The following is a 26975-nucleotide window of genomic DNA, read 5'->3' as shown; positions in this document are numbered from 1 at the left end:
AGGTCTATCAATGGTTATGAGTTAAGGCAAGAATATCGACCCCTTGCCTATCATGTGGCGATTTTGTTAACCAAATACACTAGGAACCCGAACAGTGCACATACTTCGAACACAACTGTTGCCATTTTCATTTATTACGTTGATCAGCCTGTGCGTGACGGCTACCGCCGACCTGATTGAAAACCCTGAGTCCATACCTGTCGGCCAATCACTTACTGTGAATCCACAGGATACCTTATCTATTGGCCCCACTAGCATACATCCAGCCGGCGCGAGTATTTCAATTCGCGGCACCTTGATCAATCAAGGCCAAGTTAACGCACTGAAAAACGGCAGTTCCGGCGGCAATATTTATGTGCAAGGAATTCTTAGTAACTCAGGAAACATCTTCGCCGATGGTGCCCTTTCTATCACCGGTGACAAAATCATTAACCAGGCGGGCGGGAACATCATCCTTAGCGGTTATATGGATATGTATAACAACAACGCGTACTTTGAAAATGCCGGCCGCATGAGCGTAATCGGAGCGTTAGGTCATAGAGTTTACCCTGGAGGCTTTACCGCCGGTGTTCTCAGAGGAACCATCAAAAATACCGGCACATTCATCCTGGATAGGGATAACGTTTCCAATATTTGTTTGAATTATGAGAGAGCAGTTCTCATCAATGAAGGGGTATTTGAGGTCAAAAAAGGCTCAACCTGTGATTTTGGGGCTGCTCAAGCAGGAGGTGATACGTGGACCGAATACCGCCAAACCAAGGGCGAGACGATCGTCGACGGCATCTTCGGGGCGCATAAAATCACTCTGCAGGGCGGAACGCTAAGCGGAACCGGGACGATCTTGAACATGCCCAGTATTAACTCCTCGGCACGATTAAACGTCTCTCCCGGTACGACCGGGTCGCCTTTCGGGACATTGACGCTGATACCTGAGTCCCACAATGGGTACGTTGATTTCTCACGGGGCACAATCACGATCGAACTCGGCGGTCTTTATCCAGCCCACGATCAACTTCATGTTGAGGGCGAATTCATATTAGGCAATGTTAAGATCAATGTCAGTCTGCGGGATGGATTCGTCCCGAAAGCCGGAGACAGTTTCACTCTCCTCAGCGCGAACTCAGTAACCGATTTTGGCGTCCCTATCGAAAGCCGGCTCGATTTGCCGGCACTGCCTTCCGGTTTGAGCTGGCAAGCCGTGAATGACGGAATAACCGTCAAACTCAATGTCCAATAGCCGTTCGGTTCGGTCATTCGACGTGCTGCCGGCATCCCGCCGGCAGCAGCGTATTGAAACCGCAACGAGTGTCCTATCCGATTAGTTTGCCGGCATAGTCGTTGAAGTTTTTGCCAGGCTGGAATCCGCCGGGGCGGTCCATGCGAACAGGCGGGACGATTGGTTTTAATGGGAGATGAAGTGGTCGATCTTGCTCACCAGCGTCTTTGACTCTGGTGAAGGAGCGGCGAGGGAAGGCCTTCTCGGTGGGGTGGGCGAAGAAGCGCTCGACTGGGTTGAGCCAACTGGCGTCGTTGGGATGAAATGCATCTTCCATCGTGGGTGCGCGGCAACCCACGCCTTGATCTTCGCGTGCTTCTGAGTGGCGTACCTGTCGCGGATCGGATGAATGTCCAGGCGATTGCATCGCAATTTTTTGGCAAAACCGTTTGGGGCATCCAAGTCATCAAGAAGAGTCCAAAAGTCGGTGACGAGTATCCCCAGGCGCGTTTAGTTCCCGGCCTATACGTTTTGACGGGCCGGGGTGGTTTCCGGCCGGTGGGAGCGGGCCATAGCTAATTGTAGGATGGGCAACGGCCGATAGGCCGTGCCCATCGTTCCCGACCGAGATGGGCCCGCTTCGCTTGGCCCATCCTATATTGTGCCGGGCAGGCCGGGATAAGGCGCCCGCCGTTCCCGGCGCTCGACGGACGACGAATTACCTTTAGAACAGTCTTGAATTCTTACGGTCTCGAGTATTTCCGTTTCGCCTTCAAGGCAATGGGTACGCCATGCGAAATCCAGCTTTTTGCCGAGACTCGTGCAGAGGCAAGACGGATTTCGGAGCTGGCCATTGCCGATGTGCGCCGCCTGGAGGCGCGCTATTCGCGCTATCGCAACGACAGCCTGCTGTCCGCCATCAACAGGGTCGCCGCCGAGGGTGGCCAGGTTGCGGTGGATGACGAAACGGCGGGTTTGCTGAATTATGCGGCGACCTGTTACGAACAGAGCGACGGGCTTTTCGACATCACCTCCGGCATTTTGCGGCGTGCCTGGCGCTTCGAACAAGGCAAACTGCCGGACGACGCGCAAGTGCGCGGTCTGCTCGAGCAGGTCGGCTGGCACAAGCTGAGGTGGGAACCGCCGGTGCTCGAATTTCCGGTAGCCGGCATGGAGCTCGATTTCGGTGGCATCGTCAAGGAGTATGCCGTCGACAGGGCCGCGGCGCTGTGCCGGGACGCGGGCGTTCGACACGGCGTGATCAATCTGGGCGGCGACATCAAGTTGATCGGCTCGCGGGCGGATGGTAGTCCGTGGCGAGTCGGAATTTCTCACCCGCGCCAAAAAGGCTCGATGATCAAGACCCTGGCGTTGCGCGAAGGCGCGGTCGCGAGCAGCGGGGACTACGAACGCTGCATCGTCGTGGACGGTATCCGATACGGTCATGTGCTGAATCCCAAAAGCGGCTGGCCGGTACGCCATCTCGCCGCCGTCAGCGTGGTGGGGGACTTCTGCGTGGTCGCCGGCAGCGCTTCGACCATCGCCATGCTCAAGGAGGAAAACGGTCCGGCCTGGCTGGACGCCATGGGCTTGCCGCATCTCTGGATCGACGTCGAGGGCAACGTGGGCGGCTCTCTGGCGGAATCGGCAGCTTATTCCAAATCGCGTTCAATCCGGAATTGATTTTCGTAGGGTGGGTGAGGCCGCAAGGCCGTAACCCACCGAGCGGCCTCGGACCTGTCCTGAGCCAAGTCGAAGGGTCGGTGGGTTACGCTGAGCCGAGGGGCTATCCCACCATCGATGGGTTTCGCTTCGCTCTACCCATCCTACGATGAATGTTCATTCGCATGCCGAATGGAATTATTCGTGGGTCGGCAATCCTTTGCCGACTTCGCTTGGCTGTCAACCCGTTACGTCGGGAAAGGATTCCCGACGTAACGAGGCCGCATCATTGCAATCGGCTCCCCCCTCGCCCGACTTCCTCCTCATGCGCGATATGCCGCTGAATGCTGGGGCATATACCTCATTTCCCGGATTCCGGCCTATTTGTAAAGCCTTGGAAGCACCGTAGTGCCTCGATTTGGACACTGGCACGACACTTGTTAAGTATCGGTTGCGCTTAGCTTGCACTTCTTACTCCATTCGGCATGCGAATGAACGTTGCGTAGGGTAGGTTACGGCCACCCTTCGAAAATCAATTCCGGATTGGAAGGGATTTGGAATTACACCGTTTTGCGGCGCGAACGGCTGAAGCGAAGGGGTATGAGCAATGCGGGTTAACGGCGTGGTATCTCAACTTCCAACTTGCAGGGATTCATATGAAACAAACCAGATTGGCCAGGGCGATCGCAATGGCGGTTGCCGGCTCGGCCCTTTCTTTAGGGGTTGTTGCCGAGGCATCGGCACACACGATGTACAACACCTACAACGCCGGAACGCCCGCTACCGATGGGGGAACCGACGGCTGGGTCTATGGCGGTATAAACAATCCGACCTATCCGACGGTATCGCCGGGTTGGGTCGGAACCGCTAGCCCGACGACGCTGCCGTTCGGTTACACCGGTTCTTCGGCGTTGAACTGGGCGGCCGAACTCCATAACGCGGGTGATTCGCTGGAAATTTCCAGGGCAGATGCGCAAGCGAGATATGGCGTTGCAGCGGATATCGATACAGCTAGAGGCGCCTGGCTCGACGCGGGAGCAACCCCTCAGGGCTGGTCGCACACCACCGATATCGGGTTGTTGATGTCGCACAGCGATGCTTATGTCACGCTGAATCTCTCCGCCGTCAATTCGGAAATTGCCAACTTCGGGATTACGGTATTTACCGGTATGGACACCGGTACCGGCTATGAGAACCATCAGGCATGGAATAGCCCGATTCAAGGCTTAGATTTCACCGCGAGCGATCCGTTCGGCACCACCGGCGTAACTTATTTGACCCACGATTCAACCGTCGACGGGGTCAACGGTCTGACCTTCCTGGCGGAGGCCGGTCAGATTTATTCCATTTATCTGGGCGGTAGCGGCGGAGCCAATTGGAATCAAAACAAGGATCTTTACGTCTTGAACATCACGTCTTCTCCGGTTCCGATACCGGCCGCCATTTGGCTGTTCGGCAGTGCTTTGGCCGGGATGGGATTCGTCGGGCGGCACAGACACAAGGCCGTCGCCGCATGATGCGGGACAAGGCGGTCGAGCTTGCCTTCGAGGCTGGGCGCACCATGTGGCATGCGCCGGTGTCGGCGATATCCGGCCGTTTCATCGCCTCGGCCTCAGCCGATCGCCGCTTTGAAACGGTGTAGTGAAAGAGCTGGCTGACTGACCCTCCGGATGATTTGGGTCGCCACATGCTGGAATACCCGTAATAAAAATGCGGGATATCCAGCAGCTTCCGTCGTTTCCGTCATGGAAATAGCGTTATAGAGCGTTTTCCATCCCGGTGTACGGATTCGTTCCAGGAGGGAAGAACGTAGGTCGGCAATCCCTTGCCGACAAAGCCCTTCGCCGAGCCGATACGTCGGCAAGGGATTGCCGACCTACATATCCGAATCCCTTACACCGATTCGGAAAATGCTATATCAACGGTTTACCTCAGGCGCGCTTATTGCTCTTGGGGTATCGGCCGGTTCGACCGAATTCCGGTTCGAACGCGCTTTGTGCTACGGAAAACCCGAAAACCATTGCCGGGGAAGGGGAGCGTAGACCGTAGCAGGGCGGAGTCCCTTTTGCACCTGCCACTCCCGCCGCGAGGCGGGTTCGGAAAGCCACGGGTCTTGTGAGTTTGATCCCAAGACGGCCGGGCCGCCTCCCTCGGTGATGGGGAGATCGGAGCGCCTTCCGCTTTTGACGGGAGCGCTGCGGACATCGCTGCCTATGTGAAAACAAAGACCAACTCCATAGAACAGCACGAGGTAATTTCCTATGTCCAACAACAAAAACAAACTGACCAAAGCGGTGGCCATGGCCCTCGCCGGTACCGTCTTGTCCGTAGGCGCCGTTTCCGGCGCCCAGGCGCATACGATGTACAACACCTTCACCACCACTGAGCTGTCCGCCACCGACGGCTGGAACTATGGGGGTATAGGCAATCCGACCTATCCGACGGTATCGCCGGGTTGGGTCGGAACCGCCAGTGCCACCACGCTGCCTTTCGGCTATGCCGGTACGTCTCATCTGAACTGGGCGGCCGAGCTTCACTCGGCGGGCAACACGCTCGAAATCTCGAAAGCAGATGCAGTAACGCGTTACGGCTTCGCCGCGGAAATCGATACCGGCGCCGGGGCCTGGCAGGACGCAGGCGTCAATGGCAGCGGAGTTCCGACAGCCAACGGGCCGACCGGCTGGAGACATCAGACCGATATTGGCTTGATCAAGGCCGAAGAAACTATGTGGGTAACACTGAATCCCGTGGTGGTTACGGGAACCGGCTACGACATTCAGAACTTTGGCATCACCGTCTTCACCGGCATGGACTCCGGTACTGGCAGTTACTCTCATCACGGCTCCTGGAACTGCCCCGGATGCACACCCGCGAAACCTTACGAAGCCGATAACCCGTTCGGCACCGTAGGACTGAGCTACTTGACTCACGATGGCACCGTCGACGGTGTAGACGGTTTGACCTTTCTGGCCCTGGCCGGTCAGGTTTATTCCATCTACCTGGGCGGCGCCGGCGTGGGGAACTGGAGTCAGAACATCGCGGAGTACAGCTTGAATATCAGCACCGCACCGGTTCCGGTCCCCGCGGCGGTTTGGCTGTTCGGCAGCGCCCTCGCGAGTTTGGTCACGCTGGGACAGCGCCGCAAGAACGTCATGGCCGTTCCCGCCTGAAACAAGACCTCGACGTATGTACACGCCTTCCTTTCCGCGCTCTAAGCGGGGAACTTTTGTGTGGAATCACCCATGAGACTGCGTGATTTGCCACGTCGGTGGCGTTTGCATGCGATTTATCTGTTTGATTAGCAATGATTATTTAGTGGCATATTTATTGTTTCAGCAAAGGCCGGGTCCGCCGCTTAGGGGGCTCATAAAAAGACGCGATACACACGGATTCGCAAGGAATCGGCTGGCAGGGATCGCCCGAGGGATCTTTGTCGGGATGGACCGCCGTTAGGTCTGTCCGAATCGCCACACCCGCCGCGAGGCGGGGCCGGAAAGCTTCGGGTCTCGATGCTATGGAGTATTCGAGACGGCCGAGCCGCCTCCTAGTGTGATGGGGAGGACCGCGGCGCAGCTCCATTGGGTACGGTGAAGCGCCGCGGACATCACTGTTAACGAGCTTTTGGACGACCACTAACAGTGACGAGGACGAATCATAGTATGAAAACCACGGCAACAATACTGGCCCTCGCGGGAATGCTCGGGGGAACATTGGTCGCTGCGCCCGAGGCTCACGCGCACGCCACGTTCAACATCGCCGGTTACGGCGACGGCACCGGCGGCAGCATCAACGGCGCCGACGGAATGCCGGGCACCGACGCGAGCGGCGTTTGGACCAACGGCGGTGTCGGCTATACCGGGAGTTTGCCCGTCATGTGGTATGCGGGCATGCACAGCGCGGCGGCGGCCGGCCGCACCATCGAGACCGGCACGCCCACATCCACCAACGGCAGCAGCCTGCAGCGGCAGATTGCCAACTATAACAACAATAACGATCCCGACCTTCCCACGGATCGAATGCTGCGGGTCGGCGGCCTTTCCTGGTCCGATCCCGACAACGGCGGACAGGGTTGGGGCCACGGAGCGGACTTCGGCCTGATCCATTGGTCCTGCGGCGGCAGCGCCCAGGGCTGCGTGGATGCCGGAATATCGCAATTCAAAATCACTCTGGCGGACGACCTTGCCGACGGCGGCGCCAACCTCAAACTCGGCTACGCGCTTTACGGCGGCTGGGATACCGGTGCCGGCGCTTCTAGGCACGATACCTTCTTTACCGATCCGACCCCGGTAAACAATCCGCTGGGCTCCGACGATCTCACCCTGCTCGGTTGGGGCGTGGCATCCTCGGTCGGCGAGACCTTGTCGCAGGTATTCGACCTCGACACCACTTATGGGGGCGAATACACGATCATCATAGGCGCCTTGGGCGGCGTAGCCGGCAATTATCAATTGACAGTCCAGCCGGTTCCGATTCCCGCTGCCGTATGGCTGTTCGGCAGTGCCTTGGTTGGCGTATTTACCATCGGCCGCCGGACTTCGAAACCGACTCCGGCATAACTTGGCAACCAGAGAGGCAAGAGTGCCCGGGTGGAACGATCTCCCGGGCTCATCCGATCGATCTGGCCATAGAGCATTGATATGTCCCGGCTCATCCGAACACGGCAGACGCGTGCTCAAAGCGATGCCGGAGGCCTTGGGGTTGATGACCGGTTTCGGCGGGTGCCGTAACCATTCGTTTAACAATAATTTCAACGTAGTGACAGGGTCGTCCAATGCGGGCGGTGTCCGACACCTCCTCGCGACCAAGGTTTCGCAACGGCCGAGCAAGGCTCAGCGGTTCGCGCGTTGGTCGTCCGTAGGAGTGGGATCGCCGTCTGTATAGCTACGTTCTTCCAATAAATCCGATCCTGGTACGAGTCCGTGAATAAAAATACGTTTCCACTTTTGGCGGCGCTGGCGCTCATGCTTGGGGGTACGGTCGCCTACCTGCTGCTTACCGATACCGAAGTTTCCAAGTCGGAGCTGGTCACAGGCCACGGCGATGTCGAAACCCTGAAGAACGCGTACAGCCGCTGGAAAACCGCTTATGAAGCTGACGGCGGCGATCGTTTTCTGACCATCCCGCTCGGTTATTCGAAAGCCTTATCCGGAGAATTCAGCCGGGCGCAGGGACGCATGCGGCTCGACCTGCTGGAGGGATGGGTGACGGTCGAAGTCAGCGGACTCGATGCGGGAGGCTACGAGGTTTGGCTGGTCGATAATAAAACCGGCTGGCACAAGGCGGGTGGACAGGAGAAGGCCAACGCCATGCAGAGGCTCGGCCGTCTCGAACCGAACAGTGAAGGGAAACGGATCTTGAAGACCCGTCTCGACGGCTTGGCCATGAGCGGATTCACTTTGGATCTGATTGCCGTTACCCGAGAGAAACGAAATCCCGAAGAGGGGGGCGTGCTGTTCGGTACTCCGGGTTTCATGCAGAGGCTTTATTACGGCGACAAGCCTTGGACCGTGACCCGTGTGGGTAGCTGGCCGAATCTTCCCCGACAGGATACCGGCTTCGCGGCGAAGCCGTTCGAATTCATGCTGCCCAAGCTCGCTCATGCAGATGCCAAAAAGCGGAACGATCTCGATGCGGTTCTCGGCGCGGAGATTGCCCGAGGGCGGGAGATTTTTCTGAATGAAACCTTCGGCGGCAACGGACGCACCTGCGCCACCTGCCATCGGCCGGACAACAATCACACCATCGACCCGAAATACATCGTCAAGCTTCCGAAGGACGATCCCCTGTTCGTGGCCGAATACGACCCTGCGCTCAAGGACTTGGAAAAGCCGCAATTGCTGCGTCAACTCGGCCTGGTCCTTGCCAATGTGGACGGCTTCGACCGGCCCGGCGTCATGCGCAGCGTGCCTCATACCTTGGCCCTGGCGGCGTCGATTGGCACGGAAACTCTGGCGGACGGCGGCGAGTTCGAGGAAGACGCGAAATTTGCCAACGCCATTGGCTGGTCGGGGGACGGCGCGCCGGGAGACGGCTCCCTGCGGCTGTTCGCGCAAGGCGCCATCGCCCAGCATATGACCCGAACGCTCAATCGGGTTCCGGGTGTCGATTTTCGTCTGGCCACCGACGAGGAATTGGACGCCCTGGTCGCCTATATGCTGTCCCTGGGGCGCAGCGAGGACATCGTGCTGGCTGACCTGACGTTCACCTCTCCGTTGGTGGAGCGCGGCAAGCAGCTGTTCGACACCAAGGAAAATCCCGTCGACGGCAGCGGCAATCCGATCTTCGGTCAGACGGCCAATTGCAATGGCTGCCACCAAAATGCCGGTGCCAACAGTTCGACCACCAAGAAGAATCCGACGCGTGACAGCGGCGTGGAAAACATGCGGGATCAACCGGCGCGCCTGGTCGATGCCAGCATTCCTTATGATGGGGGATTCGGCAAAGAGGAGCACCACGCAAGAATCGACTGCGGTCCCGACTACGACCAGCCCTGCTACGGAGACGGGCGGTTCAACACCCCGTCATTGGTCGAAGCTGCGGATACGGCGCCTTTCTTCCACAACAATAGCGTCAGCACGATCGAGGAAGCGGTGGCCTATTACAACACCGATGCGTTCAATAATTCGCCCGGCTCATTGACGTCGTCCGGCAAGAACCGGCACGTCAAGCTCGACTCGTCCCAGGTCGTCGCCGTCGCGATGTTCCTGCGAACCATCAACGCGCTCGAAAACATACGGAGTTCCAATCGGATGGATCTGCAAGCGCAGAGCCTGAGCGACCGGAGCGCGACAGACATCATCCGATTGGCGGCGGCCGACACGAAGGATGCCATCGAGGTTCTGACGGAGGGTACTTTGATCGTATATCCTGAGGCCCTGACGCATCTCCGTCAGGCGCTGAAGCTTGAGAGGAACGCCGCTTCCGGCCGCGCCAAGGGCCAACGCAATGAGCTGCTGGCTAGAGCCGTCCAGCTCAAGGAAAAAGCGCGCGACTCGATGGTAGCCGGACCGCAAGAAGCTTTTCCGGTTCCGGAGACGGATCGTGGTCCCTCCAGGGGGGAGGGGTCGAGAAAGAAGTAGACGAGAGGATGCCGAAGGACGATCCGTCGAGGTTGCCGGGCGACCGGGCTAACCCTGGGGACTCGTCCTTTCGGGCGTAGGTTGCTTATCCCTAAGTACATTCCGCAAATATTTGCGGAATCTCGACAGATTGGCTTGATTGGCGGGGTTGTCCTGCAGGTTGCCTATGCCGCAAGACTTCCCTGAATGTACTTAGAGCGTTTTCCATCCCGGTGTACGGATTCGTTCCAGGAGGGGAGAGCGTAGGTCGGCAATCCCTTCCCAATCGCAAACGGCATCTCTGGGAGCGCCAGAGCTGCCCTTCCGACAAAGCCCTTCGCCGAGCCGATACGTCGGCAAAGGATTGCCGACCTACAGGGTGCTACAGTCGTAGGTCGGTAACCCTTTGCCGACGGGCTTTGTGTCGGAAATCGTCGCCTTGGTGTTCCCGGAGACGCCGTTTGCGATTGGAAGGGGCCGATTAAAGGCCCGTTTGCGATTGGAAGGTCGCGACTAAAGCGACGTTTGCGATTGGAAGGGTCGCGACTAAAGCGACCGTTTGCGATTGGAAAGGATTCCCGACCTACGGGGGCACGGTCGTAGGTCGGCAATCCCTTGCCGACGAAGACGCCGTTTGCGATTGGGAGGGATTCCCGACCTACTCGCGAGTGCCCGTACAGTCGGTATGAAAATGCCCTAGGTAAATCCATAAGCCGATGAGCCAACGTAGGCAGATCCTTTGCTTTCGAGTTATTCAGCCCCGAATCACGGGGACACGCTTCGCAGAACGAAGTTTCTCCCGAGCTATTTATCCGACGGGAGCTAAGACATGGTCAGGAAGTGCCGTATCTCGGACTCGAGATTCCGGGAATAGGAATGTAACAAAAATGTTCGATTTGATGTGTTACAAGGCTGATCGCTTAGCAGAAGTTTTTATCGCGGACATTCAAGCGTCGAAGGAAAAGAACATTAATCGCAGAGTGGGTTAATGCCTCGCAGCCTAACCGACCTGACAAAAATCGAAACCGTATTGAAGGCCATTTGGAATAAGTGCCTATCCCAGTAGGCTCAAGTAACCCTTCGACGGGCCTGTCCTGAGCCCTTCGACTTAGCTCAGGACAGGCCCGTCGAAGGGCTCAGGGCGAACGGCCTGCTGGGATAGGCTCTAAGAACCTAAAGAAGAGTTCACAGTGAAAAAAGTAGCGCTGATCACCGGGACGACGGGGCAGGACGGGGCCTATCTGGCGGAATTTCTGCTGGAGAAAGGCTACGAGGTGCACGGGCTCAAACGCCGGGCGTCCCTCTTCAACACCGACCGGGTCGATCATTTGTACCAGGACCCGCACGTCGAGGACCGCCGTTTCATCCTCCACTACGGCGATCTGACCGATGCGACCAATCTGATCCGCGTCGTGCAACAGGTCCAGCCCGACGAGATCTATAACCTCGGCGCGCAAAGCCATGTTCAGGTATCGTTCGAAACTCCGGCCTACACCGCCGACACCGACGCTCTCGGATCGCTGAGGCTATTGGAGGCGATTCGCATTCTGGGGCTGGAGAAGAAGACGAGGTTCTACCAGGCTTCAACGTCCGAACTCTACGGCAAGGTTCAAGAGATCCCCCAGACCGAAACCACGCCGTTTTATCCGCGCTCGCCCTACGCCGTGGCCAAGCTCTACGCGTACTGGATCACGGTGAACTACCGCGAGGCGTATGGGCTTTACGCCTGCAACGGCATCCTCTTTAACCACGAGTCGCCGTTGCGGGGCGAAACCTTCGTCAGCCGCAAGATCACCCGTGGTCTGTGCCGGATCAAGCTGGGCCTCCAGGACTGCCTTTACCTCGGCAACCTGGATGCGAAGCGCGACTGGGGGCACGCCAGGGACTACGTCGAAATGCAATGGCTGATGCTGCAACAGGACGCGCCCGACGACTACGTCATCGCGACCGGCGTCCAGTACAGCGTGCGCGAGTTCGTGACCCTTGCCGCTGGGGAACTTGGGATCGAGCTCCACTGGGAAGGGACGGGCCTTGCCGAGCGGGGATACGATGCCGCTACCCGCCGATGCATCGTCGCGGTGGACCCCCGCTATTTCCGTCCGACCGAAGTCGACACCCTGCTGGGCGACCCTAGCAAGGCGCGGGCGAAGCTCGGCTGGGCCCCACGCATCAGTTTTCAGAGCCTGGTCAAGGAAATGGTCGAAGAGGATCTGAAAGCGGCGGAGCGCGACGCCCTGTGCCATCAAGCCGGCTACCGGGTGTTCGACTACCATGAATAAAGACGCCAAGATCTACATCGCCGGCCATCGCGGTCTGGTCGGCTCGGCCCTGGTCCGTAGTCTCGAACGGCAGGGATATACCCATATCCTGACGCGGACCCGAGAAGCGCTCGATCTCACCGATCATGCGGAGGTGAAGCGCTTTTTCGAAACGGAGCGGCCCGAAATCGTCCTCGATGCGGCCGCCAAAGTCGGCGGCATCCGGGCCAACGACACCTACCCGGCGGACTTTATCCGCGACAACCTGTTGATCCAAACCCATTTGATCGACTGCGCCTATCGGAGCGGTGCGAAAAAGTTCGTCTTTCTCGGCTCCTCCTGCATTTACCCCAAACACGCGCCGCAGCCTTTGAAGGAAGACTATCTGCTGACGGGTCCCTTGGAGCCGACCAACGAATGGTACGCGGTGGCCAAGATCGCCGGCATCAAGCTGTGCCAGGCGTACCGGCGCCAATACGGCTTCGACGCCATTGCCCTGATGCCGACCAATCTCTACGGACCAGGCGACAATTTCAGCCTGGAAAACTCGCATGTGTTGCCGGCCCTCATCCGCAAGTTCCACGACGCCAAGGCGGCGAGGGCGAAATCGGTGACCGTCTGGGGCACGGGCACGCCGCGGCGGGAATTCCTGCACGTGGATGACCTGGCCGATGCCGCGGTGTTTCTGATGGAGACTTACTCGGACGAAGCCATCATCAATATCGGTGTGGGCGAAGACCTCAGCATTCGCGAGTTGGCCGAGATGATCCGGAAAGTCGTAGGTTTCGAGGGCGACTTGGTGTTCGATCCGGAAAAACCGGACGGCACGCCGCGAAAGTTGCTGGACGTGTCGAGGCTCCACGCCCTCGGGTGGCGGGAGCGGATACCGTTGAGGCAAGGGATCGAAGAAACCTATCGCTGGTTCCTGGCTCACCAACACGAGTTGCGCTGGTAGGGATGTGGAAAGAGCTAGGGTGTTTTGACGGTAAATAACCTTTTGTTGGACGAGTTTCCCTAAAGCTGTAACAGCAGCCTGTTACGGTATCGAAACAATCCGGGGTTTTACTAAGAGCCTATCTCAGTAGGCCGTTCGCCCTGAGCCCCTCGACTCCGCTCAGGACAGGCCGGTCGAAGGGTTTTGGAGACCTACTGGGATAGGCTCTAAATAGAAAGAAAAGAAGGCCACATCCTCTGGGAGAGGGCAGGGGTTAGGGTAATCGAAGGAAGGCTTCTTTTCTTACAAACAGAACTTGTGAATCGATGCAAAATCCTGAAAAAGCGACAAGAACAAGAATTCTCGTATTGGTCACCGACGCGTTCGGCGGTCATGGGGGAATTTCCCGATTCAATAAGGATTTTCTTGGCGCATTGTGCAGCCATCCAAAAGCTCCGAAAGTGGTCGCTTATCCTCGGCTGGTGAAATTTCCGATTACCGAAAGTTTTCCCCCAGGCCTCGATTATGAAGTTCGCGGCGTCGGAGGTCGCCTTCGTTACGTGCGTACGATCGCAATAGACATGCTACGCGACAGGCGCTTCGATTTGGTAGTGTGCGGACATATCCACCTTCTGCCTATCGCCTGGCTCTTGAGCAAGTTGGCGAAATGTCCGCTGGTGCTGATTGTGCACGGCATAGATGCCTGGACGCCCACCCGTAGCCGATTGGCCAACCGGTTAGCTCGGTATGTGTCGGCTTTTATCGCCGTTAGTGAATTGACCTCAAAGCGTTTTGCCGAATGGTCCGGGATCGATCCAGCGAAGGGAGTCGTGCTGCCCAACTGCGTGGATTTGAGCGCCTTCCGGCCCGGCCCGAAAAACACGGAACTGCTTGCCCGTTACGGTTTGGAGGATCGGACGGTGCTCTTGACCCTGGGCCGTCTGCCGTCATTCGAGCGGCACAAAGGCTTCGACGAAGTTATCGAAGTCCTGCCCCGTCTGGCGAAGGAGATTCCGAACATTGCCTACCTGATTGCGGGCGACGGCGAAGACCGGATGCGCCTGGAAGGGAAAGTCAAATCCCTGGGGCTAGCCGACCGTGTCGTGTTCAGCGGAATGGTCGCGGAATCGGAAAAAGCCGATCACTACCGGCTTGCCGATGCCTATGTGATGCCGAGTCGCGGAGAGGGTTTCGGGATTGTTCTGCTGGAAGCCATGGCCTGTGGCATTCCCGTTGTCGCCAGCAAGCTGGACGGAAGCCGTGAAGCGCTCCGCGAAGGACTCCTCGGAGAATTGGTCGACCCGCTCGATCCCGAGGACATCATGCGGGGCATCTTGAAAGCCTTGCAGAAGCCTCGCAGGGTTCCGGAGGAGCTGGATTATTTCTCACATGCCAGCTATCGGCAGCGTGTTCACCAGGCGTTCGAAGACTGTCTGGCAATAAGTAGATGAAAAGCATGGAATCGAGAAGCCGATTGATCAGGGAAGGCGGTTGGGCGGCCCTGGCCCAGGTGATGTCGGCCTTGGGCGCTTTGGCGGGAGTACGGGCCTTGACCGAATTTGCCCCACCGGAAACTTATGGCTCGATCACGCTGCTGCTGGGTGCTTTCACGGTCGTGCAAGGCACGCTGATAAACCCGATTATGCAGGCTTCGCTTCGGCTCTATCCGGAGTATGCCGAATCCAGGCTCGCTCTTTTTCGGAAAACTTTGGTGAGCATGCTGTGGCGACGAATCCTCATTGTGCTAGCCACTTTGGCGTTGAGTTGGCCGATCATCAATCATTTTAAGGTGAGTTCACTCGGCGTGGTGGTGTTGATGGCGTTACTGTTTGTTTTGGAGGGGTTTCGAAACCTCGAAACGGTATTGCTGAACGCAGCTCGGCGCCAACGGGCCTATTCCCTGATAACCATTTTCGAGGCTTGGGGCAGGCCTTTGTTGGCTATCGCGGCGATCTTGTTGTGGGAATCGAGCGTCGAATCGGTTTTCGCCGGCTATGCGATAGCAACGAGCTTGACGCTGATTCTGATTTACCTGCTGGTGCAGCCGGAAGGCAGGATCAGTACCGGCAAAACGAAATTGGCGGTATGTCCGACGCTGCGCCATGCCGTCGCACGGTATTCTCTGCCGCTGGCTCCGTTGGCCATCATGGATTCGGTGAGCGGCGTCGGAGATCGCTACATCCTGGCTGCATTGCTCGGCGTGGATAAGGCGGGCGTCTATGCCGCCACCTATGGATTATTGAGCCGGCCTTTTTTGATGATGGCCGGTACCTTCGATTTATCAGTTCGTCCCGTTTATTACCAGAGTGTCGCTGCCGGCAATCATGATCATGCCCACAAGATATTGAGGAGATGGCTCGTCCTGATCATTCTCATCTCGGGGGCGGGTTTCGTTTTATCGTTCCTTCTTAAGGATTTTATTGTGGAAATTTTCCTGGCGCGGGAATACTGGGTAGGTGCGAATCTCATACCCTGGATTGCAGGCGGTTACAGCTTGCTCGTCATTTCGAACGTTTTCGAGAAAGTTTGTTACGCATACGGTTTTACCGGACGTATTTTGGCTGTTCGAAGCATCGCAGCCGTCTCCGGACTGCTGATTGCATATTACGGCATCGTCCTCTGGGGCATGCCGGGCGCCGCCATCGCCGTGCCGATTTACTTCGGCCTTCAGATGGTCATGAACATGATCGTGGCGGGTGCAAGCAGTTCGGAGCAAGGCGTCCAAAGTCTACAAACTCGCAATGATGGTCAAGATGATCGGCGTTTGATGACTGTCTCGAAATGAAAATCCACCAAGTTTTGCAAAGCGTCGATAACCCTTCGGCCGGGCCGACTTATTCGGTTGGCGCGCTTGCGCATCATCTGCAACTTCGAGGGCACGATGTTACGGTCGCGGCTCTCGGAAAAGATCCAAAAGAATGGCCGCATCAGGCGCTGCTACGCACCTTCGACGGTCCCGCGTGCCGCGTCGGGATGGCGCCAAGGGCGGCCGTTCGGTATTTCAAGGAGGAAATGATTCGCCAACCGGGAATTCTGCACGGTCACGGAGTCTGGCGTATCGCCAATCTGTTTCCGCTCTTTCTCGGAGCACGGCCTCCGGTCAAGCTGGTTTGGAGTCCACGCGGCATGTTCAGTCCCTGGAGTTGGGCATACAAAGCCGCCGTGAAAAGGCCCTTTTGGTATAGCTTGCAAAGGCCAGCGCTTATGCGGGTCGACTGTTTTCACGTCACTGCGCCGTTAGAACTGGACGATGTCAGAAGGCTGGGATTTCGGCAACCGGTGGCGATCATTCCCAACGGCGTTGATATTCCGGATGTGTCGGATATCCCCAAAGAGGGGAAACGCCTCGTTTTTCTCAGCCGCATTCATGAGAAAAAGGGCTTGCACCTGTTGATCCCGGCTTGGTGCGCGATCGCGGATCAGTATCCCGAATGGGAATTGCTTATCGCCGGGAAAATCGATTCGTCCTACGGCCACAGTATGGTGCAGCTGGCGCGGGAAAGTGGCGCACCTCGCTTGCGATTTTTGGGCGAAGTCTTGGGACAGGACAAAAAGCAACTTTTAGCATCGGCCCGACTATTCGTATTGCCGACCTTCTCCGAGAACTTCGGGATCGCCATTGCCGAAGCCTTAGCGCAAGGGACACCGGTCATTACCACTGTGGAAACTCCCTGGACTGAACTGGACAAGCGCGGCTGCGGATGGTGCATACAGCCGGATCTGGAGGCGTTGAAACAAGTGCTGGCCTCGGCCATGCGGCTTACGGACGAGGAACTCCATTCAATGGGCAGCGAGGGACGGCAGTGGATCGAGGAGGACTTTGGGTGGCTGAAGATCGCCGGAATGATGGACGCTGTTTATGGATGGCTGCTCGCCGATGAGCCAAAACCTGATTTCGTAATTTCCTGAGGCGCGAAATGGGCAAGAGAAACATATCTTCCTCAGAAGCACCGACTGAACGTGGCGGTTCGTCTCCTTCGCGGCCTCTATTTGGTTCATGGGCTCCGGCTCTTGTCGGGTTGCTGTTTGCGGCGATGCCTGAGCTGACAATTTCCGCAACGCTATACAGTCAGCCGGCCTACCAAAGTCCGGTGCGGGCCGAACCGGATGATCTTCTGCTTCTGCCCGGCTATGGCTTCGCTCCGGACGATATCGTGGTGTATGAGGCCGTTGACGATACGACTCGGGAACTCCGCCCTCCATCCTCGGTACCGACGAATTCGACGTCTAACACGGGTATTGCGCCAGTAATCAGCAACGGCAATGTTCCCGACTCGTTGACCATCAAGCTGCCGAAGGTCGTAGAGAATGGCCGGTCCTATGCCTTGTGGGTGCGGGGTAGAGATCAGCAATGGAGCAACGGTGTATTGATCAACGACGCCCGGCCACTCTGGATCAGTCCGGCGTACGTCTATGAAACCGACTCGGTGGCGTCGCTGCCCCGTTATCTGAAGGTCGTCGGTCGGAATTTACAGCCTGTTCCCGGCAAACTGACGCAGGTAAGACTCGTCAATGTCGATCCGTCGAAACCGGCTTACACGCTTTCTGCTTCCGACGACGGCAATCCCGACACTGCGATCGAGCACTACGTGGCTAGAGTCGATTTGCCTGCCGTCCTGCCGGCAGGTGTTTACACGGTCGAGGTCAGCCGTGACGGCGTGAGTTGGGTTCGATTGGATAAGCAGAAGCTGTCAGTACGGCCCGATCCGGAAGAAATGGTCGAGTTTCCGGTTTACCGCTACGGATGTTTTCCCAACGATGGAAAAGACGACACCCGTTGTGTCTACGATGCCATAAAGGATGCCGCAGAAGGGCCTCTCGGCGGCACCGTGCTGTTTGGCAAAGGCGTGTGGAACCTCAGCGATAGTTCGGCTACGCAATATAGGGCGGGCATTGTTGTCCCCGAGGGTGTGAACCTAGTCGGCGAAGGCGCCGCTGCAACGACCGTGATTCGTGGTGCCGGATGGGACGACAACCATCAGGGACCGTCTCCAACTTTTACCCTGCTGGGGCGCAATACGGTACAGGGCATTACCTTCAAGGATGCCCGGAAATACAAGTCGACCGCTCGCCGGGCTTCCATCTTGCAGTTGGGCAAAATCTGGTACACGGCAAATGATGAAAAGGAGCCGAAAGCAGTCAAGGACGTCGTGATTACGAGAAATGTTTTCGATAAACCGTTTCGCGCTGTGGTTAATGGCGGGCTGTCGGTCGAGCGCCTTTTCGTCACCTACAACGAGTTCGGTGCTTACGATACCGCGTTATTCATAGATGGAGACTCGAACAATGTGAACGAAAAATTCCACATGGACGATTCTGTCGTCGCGTTCAATACGTTCAAACCCGGCAGCTATATGGACGTTTCGATCAGGCAGGGAACCATTGCCAGCCAGATCGGTGCATCCAGGCGGCTCGATTTCAGCGGCAATACGGCGGATGGAGCCTCGACCAAGTTTTTATACAACCCGGCGACCGATCCGAAAGGCTGGCGCGCCGCCTTCTTTTGGCACCTGCGCAATAACCAGGAGAATGTACTGGTGTCTCAGAACACGGCAACCTGTACGGCCGATAAGACCGGCGACGGCGAAGCGATAGCATTCGACAACAACCATAACACCTTTGCTTTTTCCAAGGCACAGAAGGTGCTGGCGGCGACGTCCGATACCGTCAGAGTACCCGGTCCTCTGGTCAAGCAGCAAAATGGGAAACCGACATCCTCAAGCTATTACGACGAACACTGGGTACAGATTGCTCAGGGACGGGGCCTTGGGCAGGTGCGCCGCATCGTTTCCTATCAAACCGATGCTGCGGGAGTGACGCTAACTGTCTCGCCGGCTTGGGACGTAGTCCCTAAAGCGGGAAGTCGGTTAACCGTAGGTCGGGAATTCTGGCAGGTTTACACCGTGGACAATCGGGTAGACCATCGCTCACCGCTTTGCCTCAAGAGCAATCGCAAAAGTAAACCGACTGATCCAGAGGGCGGCGGCGTGATCGGAATGTGGGCTCAGGCCGCCGACTCGGTCATCGAAGGCAATCACCAATACGACACCTCCGGTATTACCTTGCATCCCTTCTATAGTGCCGTCGATTCCGTCTGCCCGGAGTGTAAGGCATCGACCTTTTTCCAATATTTCCTCGAAGTCCGGGGCAACACCATCGATCACGAATACAACTGGAACTCGGACTGTAGCTGGTCGGGAATCATGGCATCGTACGGGGCTTCGCCGACACCTGCTTCCACGCCGCCAATAGCTGCGTATGGGATTTCCATCGCGAGAAATACCGTGATTCAGGCGGACGGCTTTGCCGGTGGGGCGATATCCATGGTACCGAGTTGGTGGGATGGTCCGACACCCAACAAATGGAAGGTCATTAACAACACGCTAGTTCACCACAACGTCATCAAGGACGTAGTTGGGGCCGCACCGATAAAAACTTGTGTCGGTGGACAACTCGGCCGTGTTGGTTTGCTCACAAATGCAGCAACGGTTTGGAATACCTCGCTGTACTCCAATACATGCACCAACGTTGCAAGCCAGTTGCGTGTGAAGGACAAAGGCAGTAATACCCAAAAAATTACCGCATCATCTGTGTCATCCGGAGTATGCGAGTGACGATTGAAAGAGGATGGGTTCTCTGTCATCGAAGTTTTTATTAGATAGAGGAATGACATGCTGAGGCCTGTCTTTCAATATCGTGAGCGCTTGATTTCGGGTCTATTGACAATAACTAAATCTCCGATTTTTTGCTAATCCAATAATGACTATTGCAGTAGGTCCACACTCGTACCTCCGTGGCAATCATGCTTCAAAAGGAGTTGTCCCAGAAAAAAGACGCGGGTTTTTGTCGCGTTTAATGTTTTATGGTGGAACGAATGTCTTATTTCTTCTGATTCTTTTCATTATCGATTTCGCCAACACACCTACAGGACACGACCCCGCACCTTACCTTGTATTGCTTTTCGCGTTGCTTTCGTTCCCCATGTTTTTTATAGACCAAAAGAAAGGCCCGCTCATGATCTCAGTCATGGCGGGTCCCGTCTTCTTTTTATTCTTTGGTGCGAGCGATTTTCTGTCATACCTGATCGACTTACCTGGTCGATGGAAAGCACCATCGGCTTCGATGCTGACAGACGCCGAACTTGCCATTTTGGCTGGGCTTAGTTTCTGGCTTATCGGCTACGTCGTTGGCGTAGCAGTTTTTCGTAGACGTGCCGATAAATGGTTAATAACGGATTGGCGGTTACGCGAATTGGTGTGGTTTGGTTTAATTTGCGTCGGGCTATCCCTTTGGTCGACATGGGACATATTGTTGACATCGGGACGATGGGAAAAATACGTAAGTCAAGGTGCGACCAAGGATAGTTTGCTAGTATTGGCGCGTATGTTAGAGCTGCCGGGAGCAGTATTGTTGTCACATGCTTATTTAGTTTCCAAAAGTAGAATTCTGCTGGTTCTGATATTGAGCATCGCTGCAATGAAGGTTCCGATGGGCTTGATGCTCAACTCCAAGGAGATTGGATTTTTTTTTATATTGATATTCATCACAACCAAGTGGCTTCACGACGGTAAGATTCCCCAACGTTGGGCAATCATCGGAATTTCACTCGTTATTTTCTACGTCCCTCTATCGTATGCCTATAGGGCAACACTTGGAGAACGGCATTTATCTGCTGCTCAAGGTATTGGCGATTTCTCCAGCCTGTTTAATAAGGCGTTAACAGCCAATCAAAAAACCAACGACGTTATATCGGGTATACGAGCTACGGTTGGTCGTGTTGACTTTAAATCTATAGTGGAGTTGATAGTTTCTCGGGTCGGGAAAGATGTGCCATATCAGGACGGGCATACGTTGGTGGAGTTGCCACTCGTTTTTATACCAAGGTTGATTATGCCGGATAAGCCGCACATACCGGTGGGGCAGTTATTCAACAGGGAACTGCATCTCTCTTTAAATCCAGATACCTATATATCGACATCATTCCTTGGCGAATTGTATTGGAACTATTCGTGGTTGGGTGTGATGCTAGGCATGTTTCTGATTGGAGCTAGCCTTGGTGTGATTGGTGTTATCAGTAGTTTACAGAATACTTTAACTGTCACGCGTGTCTTGATACTCGCAAGCGCAGCTTATCTTCTAGTCATAAAGTCTGAAACGGGGATAGCTCAGCAATATGCACTTTTCCTTCGGTCGACAGTATTAATTCTGGTTCTTCATTTTATTATGAGGAGTCGCCGGGTAACGCAATCAGGTGTATGAGAAAATGGTATGAATCACGGGAAGGAAACGTTGAATGCATCAAGCACGAGGTTTGAAGTAATAGATGGGATTAGGGGGTGGGCGGCATTCATAGTCCTGTTATTTCATCTATTCTCGGAAACGTTTGGTACGATATATCCTGCTTTTAAACAGGGTGTATGTGAAATGATTTTTAATGCCCCGTTAGCAGTCACGATATTTTTTATACTATCTGGGGATGCTCTCTCCGCGTCATTTTTTAGTTCGCGCCAGAGAAGTGTAATTGGCCGACAAATCGTAAAACGTTATTTTCGACTCGCTATCCCCATTTTTTTCTCCTGTTTCACGGTTTATCTATTAATGGAAATGAATCTTAATTACTCGGCGAAAGCGGCATATATTGTAAACCGAGAGGATTGGTTGGGGAGAATGTTGCCATTTAAGGCTGATCCATTAAGGATGCTATATTACTCTTATGTCTGGGTATTCACAAAGCATTCTATTGCGAATTCATATAATCCATTTTTGTGGACGATGTCGATCGAGTTGGTTGGATCATTGGTTGTTTTTTTGTATCTCCAGATGTATGAACAGTTAAGGCATCCTATTGTCGTTCTTTGTGCCATGATTGGAATGTTCTATGTTTTCGATCTGCATTATGCATCATTTATGTGCGGCGTATTACTATGTTATTTAAGGAGTATTGGCCATTTTTTTCGCTCGAAACGATTCGTTGCCAATCCGGTCGGCGCTGCTGTCATTGTTATGGGGATATTGGTTTTGGGCGGACTTTCGAATCGAATAAGTGGAGGACATTTATGGTTCAATACTATTATGGGAGCTATCGTGCTCTACGTTATTTATTGTAATAACTTTTTGCAAAGCATTTTTGTATCGAGAATTTCGAGGGCTCTAGGGGCGATTTCGTTTCCAGTCTATCTATGCCAATTTGCTGTAATAATATCGGTAACCTCGTATTTGATAGTATGGTCATATGCTAACCATACTCTAACAAACTCTTTTATTTTCGTTATTATAGCAATCTCCATTATATTTACTTTGGCGCTAGCAAACATATTTTTGGCTGTGGAGCGATTAACGAGTCGCTTTTGTAATCGCGTTGCCTTGGTAGTCCTGCGTAGTTAATGCATGTCGTGAAGTTAGTCCGTCCTAGTTGTTGCTTTTAAGGTTTATAGATGGCGAATAGAGTACATGAGCGGTATGCGATGCTAGATGGGTGGCGGGGAGTGGCTGCGCTTGCTGTAGTGTTTCATCATGTATCACATGTGCCGGTAGGCGGCCCTGCCGTCATGTGCTTCTTTGTGATTAGTGGCTATTGCATTACCGCGAGTGCCGAGGCGGCGCTGCGTAACGGAATGTCTTTTGGGAGTTACATGAGACGGCGGATCAATCGTATTTATCCGCCATATTTGGCTTCGTTGCTATTTTATATCAGCACTCGAATTATAAAACTAGTTACGACGGGTATTAACGATCTAAACAGACCGGTAATCGACTTTATCCAATCGGCTACACTCACGCAGTGGTTGACATTAGTTTTTTCTCCGGCTACAAATCCAATTGATAATCCCAGTCTTTTTGTAACTGCTCATTGGTCTCTTTGTTATGAAGAGCAATTTTATTTGCTAATGGGTCTTCCTCTTTTTATAGCTACATATGTGCAGAGGAAGAATGGAGCGAGAGACATGTTTAGGCTTGTCTGGATATGCGTCGCATTAAGTGTTGTATTCAATCTATTTATAGATCACTTATCGTACGGCTTATTTTTGGAATATTTCGCCATGTTTGGAGTTGGGTGTCTTGTGTACTACAGGTTATCCCGACTGAAAGGCAACCCCATGCGATGGAGCATCGATCTGTTTCTTGCCATGGGTTGGATTGTTGCGATGATGGTTACTCTCGGGTCTGAACGAGATTGGGAGGCAACTCGGTATGACGATCTGATGTTCGCCTCAGGGTTTGGACTACTGTTGATTGCATTACACCGGTTTGAAAACTGGTATAGGAGTTCCCGTGCGAGCTTTATTCTTGGAAGCATTGGTCTGATTTCATACAGCCTTTATCTCGTTCACCAGTTCAACCTTAACATTGTTTTAGCATTTACCGACCGAATACTACCTGCGGAAACTCCGTATTTCGTTTTGATTGGCAGCCAAATTGTAGTACATGTAATAGTGGCGGCTGCATTTTGGTTTTTTTTCGAGAGGCCGTATCTAAATCACGGATCGTGGGTTTTTGGTAAAAGAGCTGTTTTTGTGTTGTCGAGATCAAAAGAATGACAGTCGCTGAAGTAGTTAATAAAACGTCATTCGAACCGGGAAACACAACGAAGAATAAAATTCGTGTTGCGATAGTCGTTTCTCATCCCATCCAGCACCATGTTCATTTATACCGAGCACTCGCTGCCGTGCCCGAATTTGAGCTCAAGGTGTTCTTCGCGTCAAATATCGGTGCAAAGAGCTATTTTGATCGGCAGATGGGTGTGGAAATCCGCTGGAATACCGATTTGCTTGAGGGTTATGCTCACGAGTTTTTGCCTGAAGCCAACGGTATTAGGGAGACCGGATTGTGGGCGGTGAATAATCCTAGCATTACTCAGGCGCTAGCGGCATTTAAGCCTCAGGTGGTACAGCTTCACGGATATGCTCAGTTGACCTTGTTGCGCGCTTTAGTTTGGTGCCGATGGAAGCGGATACCTGTTTTACTATGGTCGGATAGCTCTTTATTGTTTCAACGGGGGAGAATCAAGAGCTTGATAAAACGTCCAGCTATTACTCTTCTGATGAGTCAATTCGACAGAGTGCTCTCTACCGGTGATAACAATGAGGCTTATTACCGGCATTATGGCGTTTCATCGGAAAAGTTTCACCGCTGTCCGTTTACGGTGGATGAAGGTTCGTTTTCAAAGGCATGGAATCGGAGATTCGAGATTCGGGAATTCTTGCGAGACAAATATGGAATAGCGCGGGACGCCTTAGTGTTATTGCTCGTGGCAAAGCTTGTACCTTGGAAACGGCCTAGGGATTTGTTGGATGCCTTGCTGCTTTTGCGTGGGCAACCATCAGAAAGCAGAGAGGTTGTGGCTTTCTTTGCGGGAGACGGGGCGTTACGCTCCGAGTTGGAAACCTATGCTAGTCGTGAAAATCTGCCGGCGATATTCGGTGGGTTCATCAACGTAGACCTGCTGCCCTCAATCTATGCGATGTCCGATGTATTGGTTTTTCCCTCGGATCGCGAACCTTATGGTCTTTCGGCCCGCGAGGCCATTTGTGTGGGATTGCCGCTGATCGTAAGCGACCAGATCGGTTGTGTCGGAAAAAGCGACGCCGCACGGCCAAATGAAAATGCCATTGTCTATCCCAGCGGGAACGTTCAATCCCTGGCGAATGCAATCAGCACCGTTATCGCTGATTCCAACCTCAGGCGTCGCATGGAAGAGCGATCTCTGCGCATCGCGGAGGAGATGGGTGTCCAGCATAGCGTTAAAGGTTTTCTCGACGCAGTTCGGGCGGTCTTGGATGACGGTGCGACCATCGAGAATTACTCCTGATACAGCTCTTTATTCAGTCACAGCCTATGTCCAGATTCGCGAAGCTTTCCCACCGTTCTGGCAGCCCGCATCCATTGGGAAACCGCGTCTTGCGAGCGATATGGGGGTGGCTGTGGCTGTTGTTGTACCGCCCCAGTCCGAGGACATTCCACGGCTGGCGGCGGATGTTGTTGAGACTATTCGGAGCTCGTATCGGCAAAGGGGTTTATGTGTATCCCTCCTCGAAAATTTGGGCGCCGTGGAACCTGGAGATGGAAGACCACAGCTGCTTGGGGGATCACGTGGATTGCTATTGCGTGGACAAGATTCACCTCGGCGCTCACGCCACGGTCAGCCAATACAGCTATTTGTGCAGTGCCAGCCACGATTACACGCGCGCCGACCTACCTCTGATAACAGCGCCCATATCGGTCGGGGCAGGGGCTTGGGTAACGGCGGACGCTTTCGTGGGACCGGGCGTCGTCATTGGCGAAGGCGCGATCGTCGGAGTCAGGTCTACGGTGTTGAAGGACGTTGAGCCGTGGACAGTGGTGGCGGGGACCCCGGCTCGGAAAATCAAAGATCGAGTGATGCAGGAATGACGTTTTACCCTCATTGGGCGATGACGTTTCGCCGCCGCAGGCGAATTTTGCGACGGCAATGCGCGCGAGCGGTTTTTCGTGTTCAACATCGAAGAACCGCATTGCCGAACATGGAGTGTCTTCACCTAATGGAAAACGTGTGATTAGGAATTCGGAATGGCTAACCATAAGATCATTTTCGTCAACCGGTACTTTTACCCGGACCATTCGGCGACCAGCCAAATGCTGAGCGATCTAGCGTTCGACCTGGCGTGCGAGGGTTATCCAGTGAACGTCGTCACCAGCCGCCAGCTTTACGACCGGCCTACTGCCGAACTGACCAAGGCGGAGGATATACGCGGCGTTCGCATCTTCCGGATTTGGACCACGCGGTTCGGTCGGGCCGGATTGCTCGGCCGGGCTTTGGATTATGCGAGTTTTTATCTGTCCGCATTTTTGGTGTTGTTGCGGTTGACGGCCAAGGGCGATGTGATTGTCGCCAAGACCGATCCGCCGCTGATATCGGTGATCTGTGGGCTGGTCGCGGTCCTTCGGGGCGCTGCTTTGGTGAACTGGATTCAGGATCTGTTCCCCGAGGTGGCGACGGAACTCGATATGAAAGCGATCGGTCCGGCCATGCCTTTGGCCCGGAGCCTACGGAACTGGTCTTTGCGTAGAGCGGCCTGCAACGTGGTATTGGGCGAGTTGATGGCGCAAAAGCTCTCGGAACAGAGGGTCGATGCGGAGAGTGTTCGGGTGATCCCGAATTGGGCGGACGGCGACCATATCAAGCCCTTGGCGCCGGAAGACAACGAATTGCGCCGGGAATGGGGTCTCGAAAACAAATTCGTCGTGGGTTATTCCGGGAATCTCGGGCGGGCTCACGAGTTCTTTACCATTCTTCGAGCGGCGGAGATCCTCCGGGACCGGGATGAGAGGATGATGTTCCTGTTTATCGGCAGCGGCGCGCAGCGTGTTGCGCTGGAGCAATGGATCGAAGCGCACGCCTTAACGAACGTGTTGTTTCGGCCGTACCAACCAAAAGAAAAGCTCGGACTCAGCTTGAGCGTTCCGGATGCGCATCTCGTTTGTCTCAAACCGGGTCTCGAAGGGTTGATCGTCCCCAGCAAGTTCTACGGTATCGCGGCGGCCGGTCGGCCGACGCTGTTCGTGGGCGACCCGGACGGCGAAATCCCGAGAGTCTTGAATGCGGTGAACTGCGGGTACGCCGTTTCCGCTGGAGATCCGGAAGGACTGGTTCGGTATATAGAGGCCTTGAAGTCCGATCCGGATGCTTGCCGGCAAATGGGGCTGAGAGCACGGACCGAGTTCGAGCGGCGATTCAGTCGTCCGCGGGCCGTCGCGGCCTGGAAGGACCTGCTGGATTCCTTCGGGTCGGAGAAAGCAGCCGAGAGCTCGGATTCGAGCTATTCAAGGACTTTCTAATTCTTTCGGGCGATGAATTTGAGGACGGGGCG

18 protein-coding genes, 1 pseudogene and 2 riboswitches are annotated in these 26975 nt (G+C 54.9%); of the genes and pseudogenes, 18 read left to right on the top strand and 1 reads right to left on the bottom strand.

Going from position 1 to position 26975, the window contains the following annotated elements; translation table 11 throughout:
* Positions 1 to 94 precede the first annotated feature (94 nt).
* Positions 95 to 1237, top strand: a complete 1143-nt coding sequence (locus B2A78_RS20355) for a hypothetical protein (protein WP_143735248.1) — start codon at positions 95 to 97, stop codon at positions 1235 to 1237.
* 253 nt (positions 1238 to 1490) lie between these two features.
* Here the strand turns inward: B2A78_RS20355 and B2A78_RS26750 are convergent.
* Positions 1491 to 1633: pseudogene (locus B2A78_RS26750) on the bottom strand (IS630 family transposase); the annotation flags it as partial.
* A gap of 318 nt (positions 1634 to 1951) precedes the next feature.
* Between B2A78_RS26750 and B2A78_RS20345 the strand changes: the two are divergent.
* The 17 genes from B2A78_RS20345 to B2A78_RS20265 all read left to right on the top strand — a co-directional run bounded on the left by B2A78_RS20345 (position 1952) and on the right by B2A78_RS20265 (position 26943).
* A complete protein-coding gene (locus B2A78_RS20345; RefSeq protein WP_240502613.1) occupies positions 1952 to 2899 on the top strand; it encodes an FAD:protein FMN transferase in 948 nt (315 codons plus the stop codon).
* A gap of 635 nt (positions 2900 to 3534) precedes the next feature.
* Positions 3535 to 4395: a VPLPA-CTERM sorting domain-containing protein gene (locus B2A78_RS20340; protein ID WP_143735246.1), complete on the top strand. Its 861-nt coding sequence runs from the start codon at positions 3535 to 3537 to the stop codon at positions 4393 to 4395.
* Positions 4392 to 4520, top strand: a complete 129-nt coding sequence (locus B2A78_RS26940; RefSeq protein ID WP_276205413.1) for a hypothetical protein — start codon at positions 4392 to 4394, stop codon at positions 4518 to 4520. The genes B2A78_RS20340 and B2A78_RS26940 overlap by 4 nt, the downstream gene beginning before the upstream one ends.
* A gap of 421 nt (positions 4521 to 4941) precedes the next feature.
* Positions 4942 to 5027: riboswitch (cyclic di-GMP riboswitch) on the top strand.
* Between the two features lie 112 nt (positions 5028 to 5139).
* Positions 5140 to 6048, top strand: a complete 909-nt coding sequence (locus B2A78_RS20335; RefSeq protein ID WP_077731881.1) for a VPLPA-CTERM sorting domain-containing protein — start codon at positions 5140 to 5142, stop codon at positions 6046 to 6048.
* Between the two features lie 286 nt (positions 6049 to 6334).
* Positions 6335 to 6423: riboswitch (cyclic di-GMP riboswitch) on the top strand.
* A gap of 114 nt (positions 6424 to 6537) precedes the next feature.
* Positions 6538 to 7434, top strand: a complete 897-nt coding sequence (locus B2A78_RS20330; RefSeq protein WP_077731880.1) for a hypothetical protein — start codon at positions 6538 to 6540, stop codon at positions 7432 to 7434.
* 363 nt (positions 7435 to 7797) lie between these two features.
* Entirely contained in the window at positions 7798 to 9957 is a 2160-nt protein-coding gene (locus tag B2A78_RS20325; protein ID WP_205780847.1) for a hypothetical protein, read from the top strand.
* Between the two features lie 1169 nt (positions 9958 to 11126).
* Positions 11127 to 12215, top strand: coding sequence for a GDP-mannose 4,6-dehydratase (gene gmd, locus B2A78_RS20320; RefSeq protein ID WP_077731879.1), 1089 nt, complete (start codon positions 11127 to 11129; stop codon positions 12213 to 12215).
* Positions 12208 to 13149, top strand: coding sequence for a GDP-L-fucose synthase (locus tag B2A78_RS20315; RefSeq protein ID WP_077731878.1), 942 nt, complete (start codon positions 12208 to 12210; stop codon positions 13147 to 13149). The genes gmd and B2A78_RS20315 overlap by 8 nt, the downstream gene beginning before the upstream one ends.
* 305 nt (positions 13150 to 13454) lie before the next feature.
* Positions 13455 to 14579: a glycosyltransferase family 4 protein gene (locus B2A78_RS20310; RefSeq protein ID WP_077731877.1), complete on the top strand. Its 1125-nt coding sequence runs from the start codon at positions 13455 to 13457 to the stop codon at positions 14577 to 14579.
* A 5-nt stretch (positions 14580 to 14584) separates the two neighbouring features.
* A complete protein-coding gene (locus B2A78_RS20305) occupies positions 14585 to 15913 on the top strand; it encodes a lipopolysaccharide biosynthesis protein (RefSeq protein WP_168175489.1) in 1329 nt (442 codons plus the stop codon).
* Positions 15910 to 17037, top strand: coding sequence for a glycosyltransferase (locus B2A78_RS20300; RefSeq protein ID WP_077731875.1), 1128 nt, complete (start codon positions 15910 to 15912; stop codon positions 17035 to 17037). Before B2A78_RS20305 ends, B2A78_RS20300 begins: the two co-directional genes overlap by 4 nt.
* A 125-nt stretch (positions 17038 to 17162) precedes the next feature.
* Positions 17163 to 19742: a hypothetical protein gene (locus tag B2A78_RS20295; RefSeq protein WP_143735245.1), complete on the top strand. Its 2580-nt coding sequence runs from the start codon at positions 17163 to 17165 to the stop codon at positions 19740 to 19742.
* 145 nt (positions 19743 to 19887) lie between these two features.
* Complete coding sequence (gene wzy, locus B2A78_RS20290; protein ID WP_143735244.1) at positions 19888 to 21387, top strand: O-antigen polysaccharide polymerase Wzy; 1500 nt, start codon at positions 19888 to 19890, stop codon at positions 21385 to 21387.
* Positions 21388 to 22592: 1205 nt separating this feature from the next.
* Positions 22593 to 23666 carry an acyltransferase gene (locus B2A78_RS20280; protein WP_168175488.1) on the top strand — a complete coding sequence of 358 codons (1074 nt, stop codon included), beginning with the start codon at positions 22593 to 22595 and terminating at the stop codon, positions 23664 to 23666.
* Positions 23663 to 24937 carry a glycosyltransferase family 4 protein gene (locus tag B2A78_RS20275; protein ID WP_077731870.1) on the top strand — a complete coding sequence of 425 codons (1275 nt, stop codon included), beginning with the start codon at positions 23663 to 23665 and terminating at the stop codon, positions 24935 to 24937. Before B2A78_RS20280 ends, B2A78_RS20275 begins: the two co-directional genes overlap by 4 nt.
* Before the next feature lie 89 nt (positions 24938 to 25026).
* Positions 25027 to 25518 carry a putative colanic acid biosynthesis acetyltransferase gene (locus tag B2A78_RS20270; protein ID WP_240502612.1) on the top strand — a complete coding sequence of 164 codons (492 nt, stop codon included), beginning with the start codon at positions 25027 to 25029 and terminating at the stop codon, positions 25516 to 25518.
* 156 nt (positions 25519 to 25674) lie between these two features.
* On the top strand, positions 25675 to 26943 hold the full coding sequence (locus B2A78_RS20265; RefSeq protein WP_077731868.1) for a glycosyltransferase family 4 protein: 1269 nt from the start codon (positions 25675 to 25677) through the stop codon (positions 26941 to 26943).
* The last annotated feature ends 32 nt before the right edge of the window (positions 26944 to 26975 follow it).

It is taken from the genome of Methylocaldum sp. 14B (assembly GCF_002005105.1).
Classification (GTDB): Bacteria; Pseudomonadota; Gammaproteobacteria; order Methylococcales; family Methylococcaceae; genus Methylocaldum.
This window is presented reverse-complemented; position numbering and strand designations above follow the sequence as displayed.

Coding starts and splice junctions, on each gene's coding strand:
- B2A78_RS20340 (WP_143735246.1), top strand. CDS start 3,535: ATGAAACAAACCAGATTGGCCAGGGCGATCGCAATGGCGGTTGCCGGC.
- B2A78_RS26940 (WP_276205413.1), top strand. CDS start 4,392: ATGATGCGGGACAAGGCGGTCGAGCTTGCCTTCGAGGCTGGGCGCACC.
- B2A78_RS20335 (WP_077731881.1), top strand. CDS start 5,140: ATGTCCAACAACAAAAACAAACTGACCAAAGCGGTGGCCATGGCCCTC.
- B2A78_RS20330 (WP_077731880.1), top strand. CDS start 6,538: ATGAAAACCACGGCAACAATACTGGCCCTCGCGGGAATGCTCGGGGGA.
- B2A78_RS20315 (WP_077731878.1), top strand. CDS start 12,208: ATGAATAAAGACGCCAAGATCTACATCGCCGGCCATCGCGGTCTGGTC.
- B2A78_RS20310 (WP_077731877.1), top strand. CDS start 13,455: ATGCAAAATCCTGAAAAAGCGACAAGAACAAGAATTCTCGTATTGGTC.
- B2A78_RS20305 (WP_168175489.1), top strand. CDS start 14,585: ATGGAATCGAGAAGCCGATTGATCAGGGAAGGCGGTTGGGCGGCCCTG.
- B2A78_RS20300 (WP_077731875.1), top strand. CDS start 15,910: ATGAAAATCCACCAAGTTTTGCAAAGCGTCGATAACCCTTCGGCCGGG.
- B2A78_RS20295 (WP_143735245.1), top strand. CDS start 17,163: ATGCCTGAGCTGACAATTTCCGCAACGCTATACAGTCAGCCGGCCTAC.
- wzy (WP_143735244.1), top strand. CDS start 19,888: ATGACTATTGCAGTAGGTCCACACTCGTACCTCCGTGGCAATCATGCT.
- B2A78_RS20280 (WP_168175488.1), top strand. CDS start 22,593: ATGCTAGATGGGTGGCGGGGAGTGGCTGCGCTTGCTGTAGTGTTTCAT.
- B2A78_RS20275 (WP_077731870.1), top strand. CDS start 23,663: ATGACAGTCGCTGAAGTAGTTAATAAAACGTCATTCGAACCGGGAAAC.
- B2A78_RS20265 (WP_077731868.1), top strand. CDS start 25,675: ATGGCTAACCATAAGATCATTTTCGTCAACCGGTACTTTTACCCGGAC.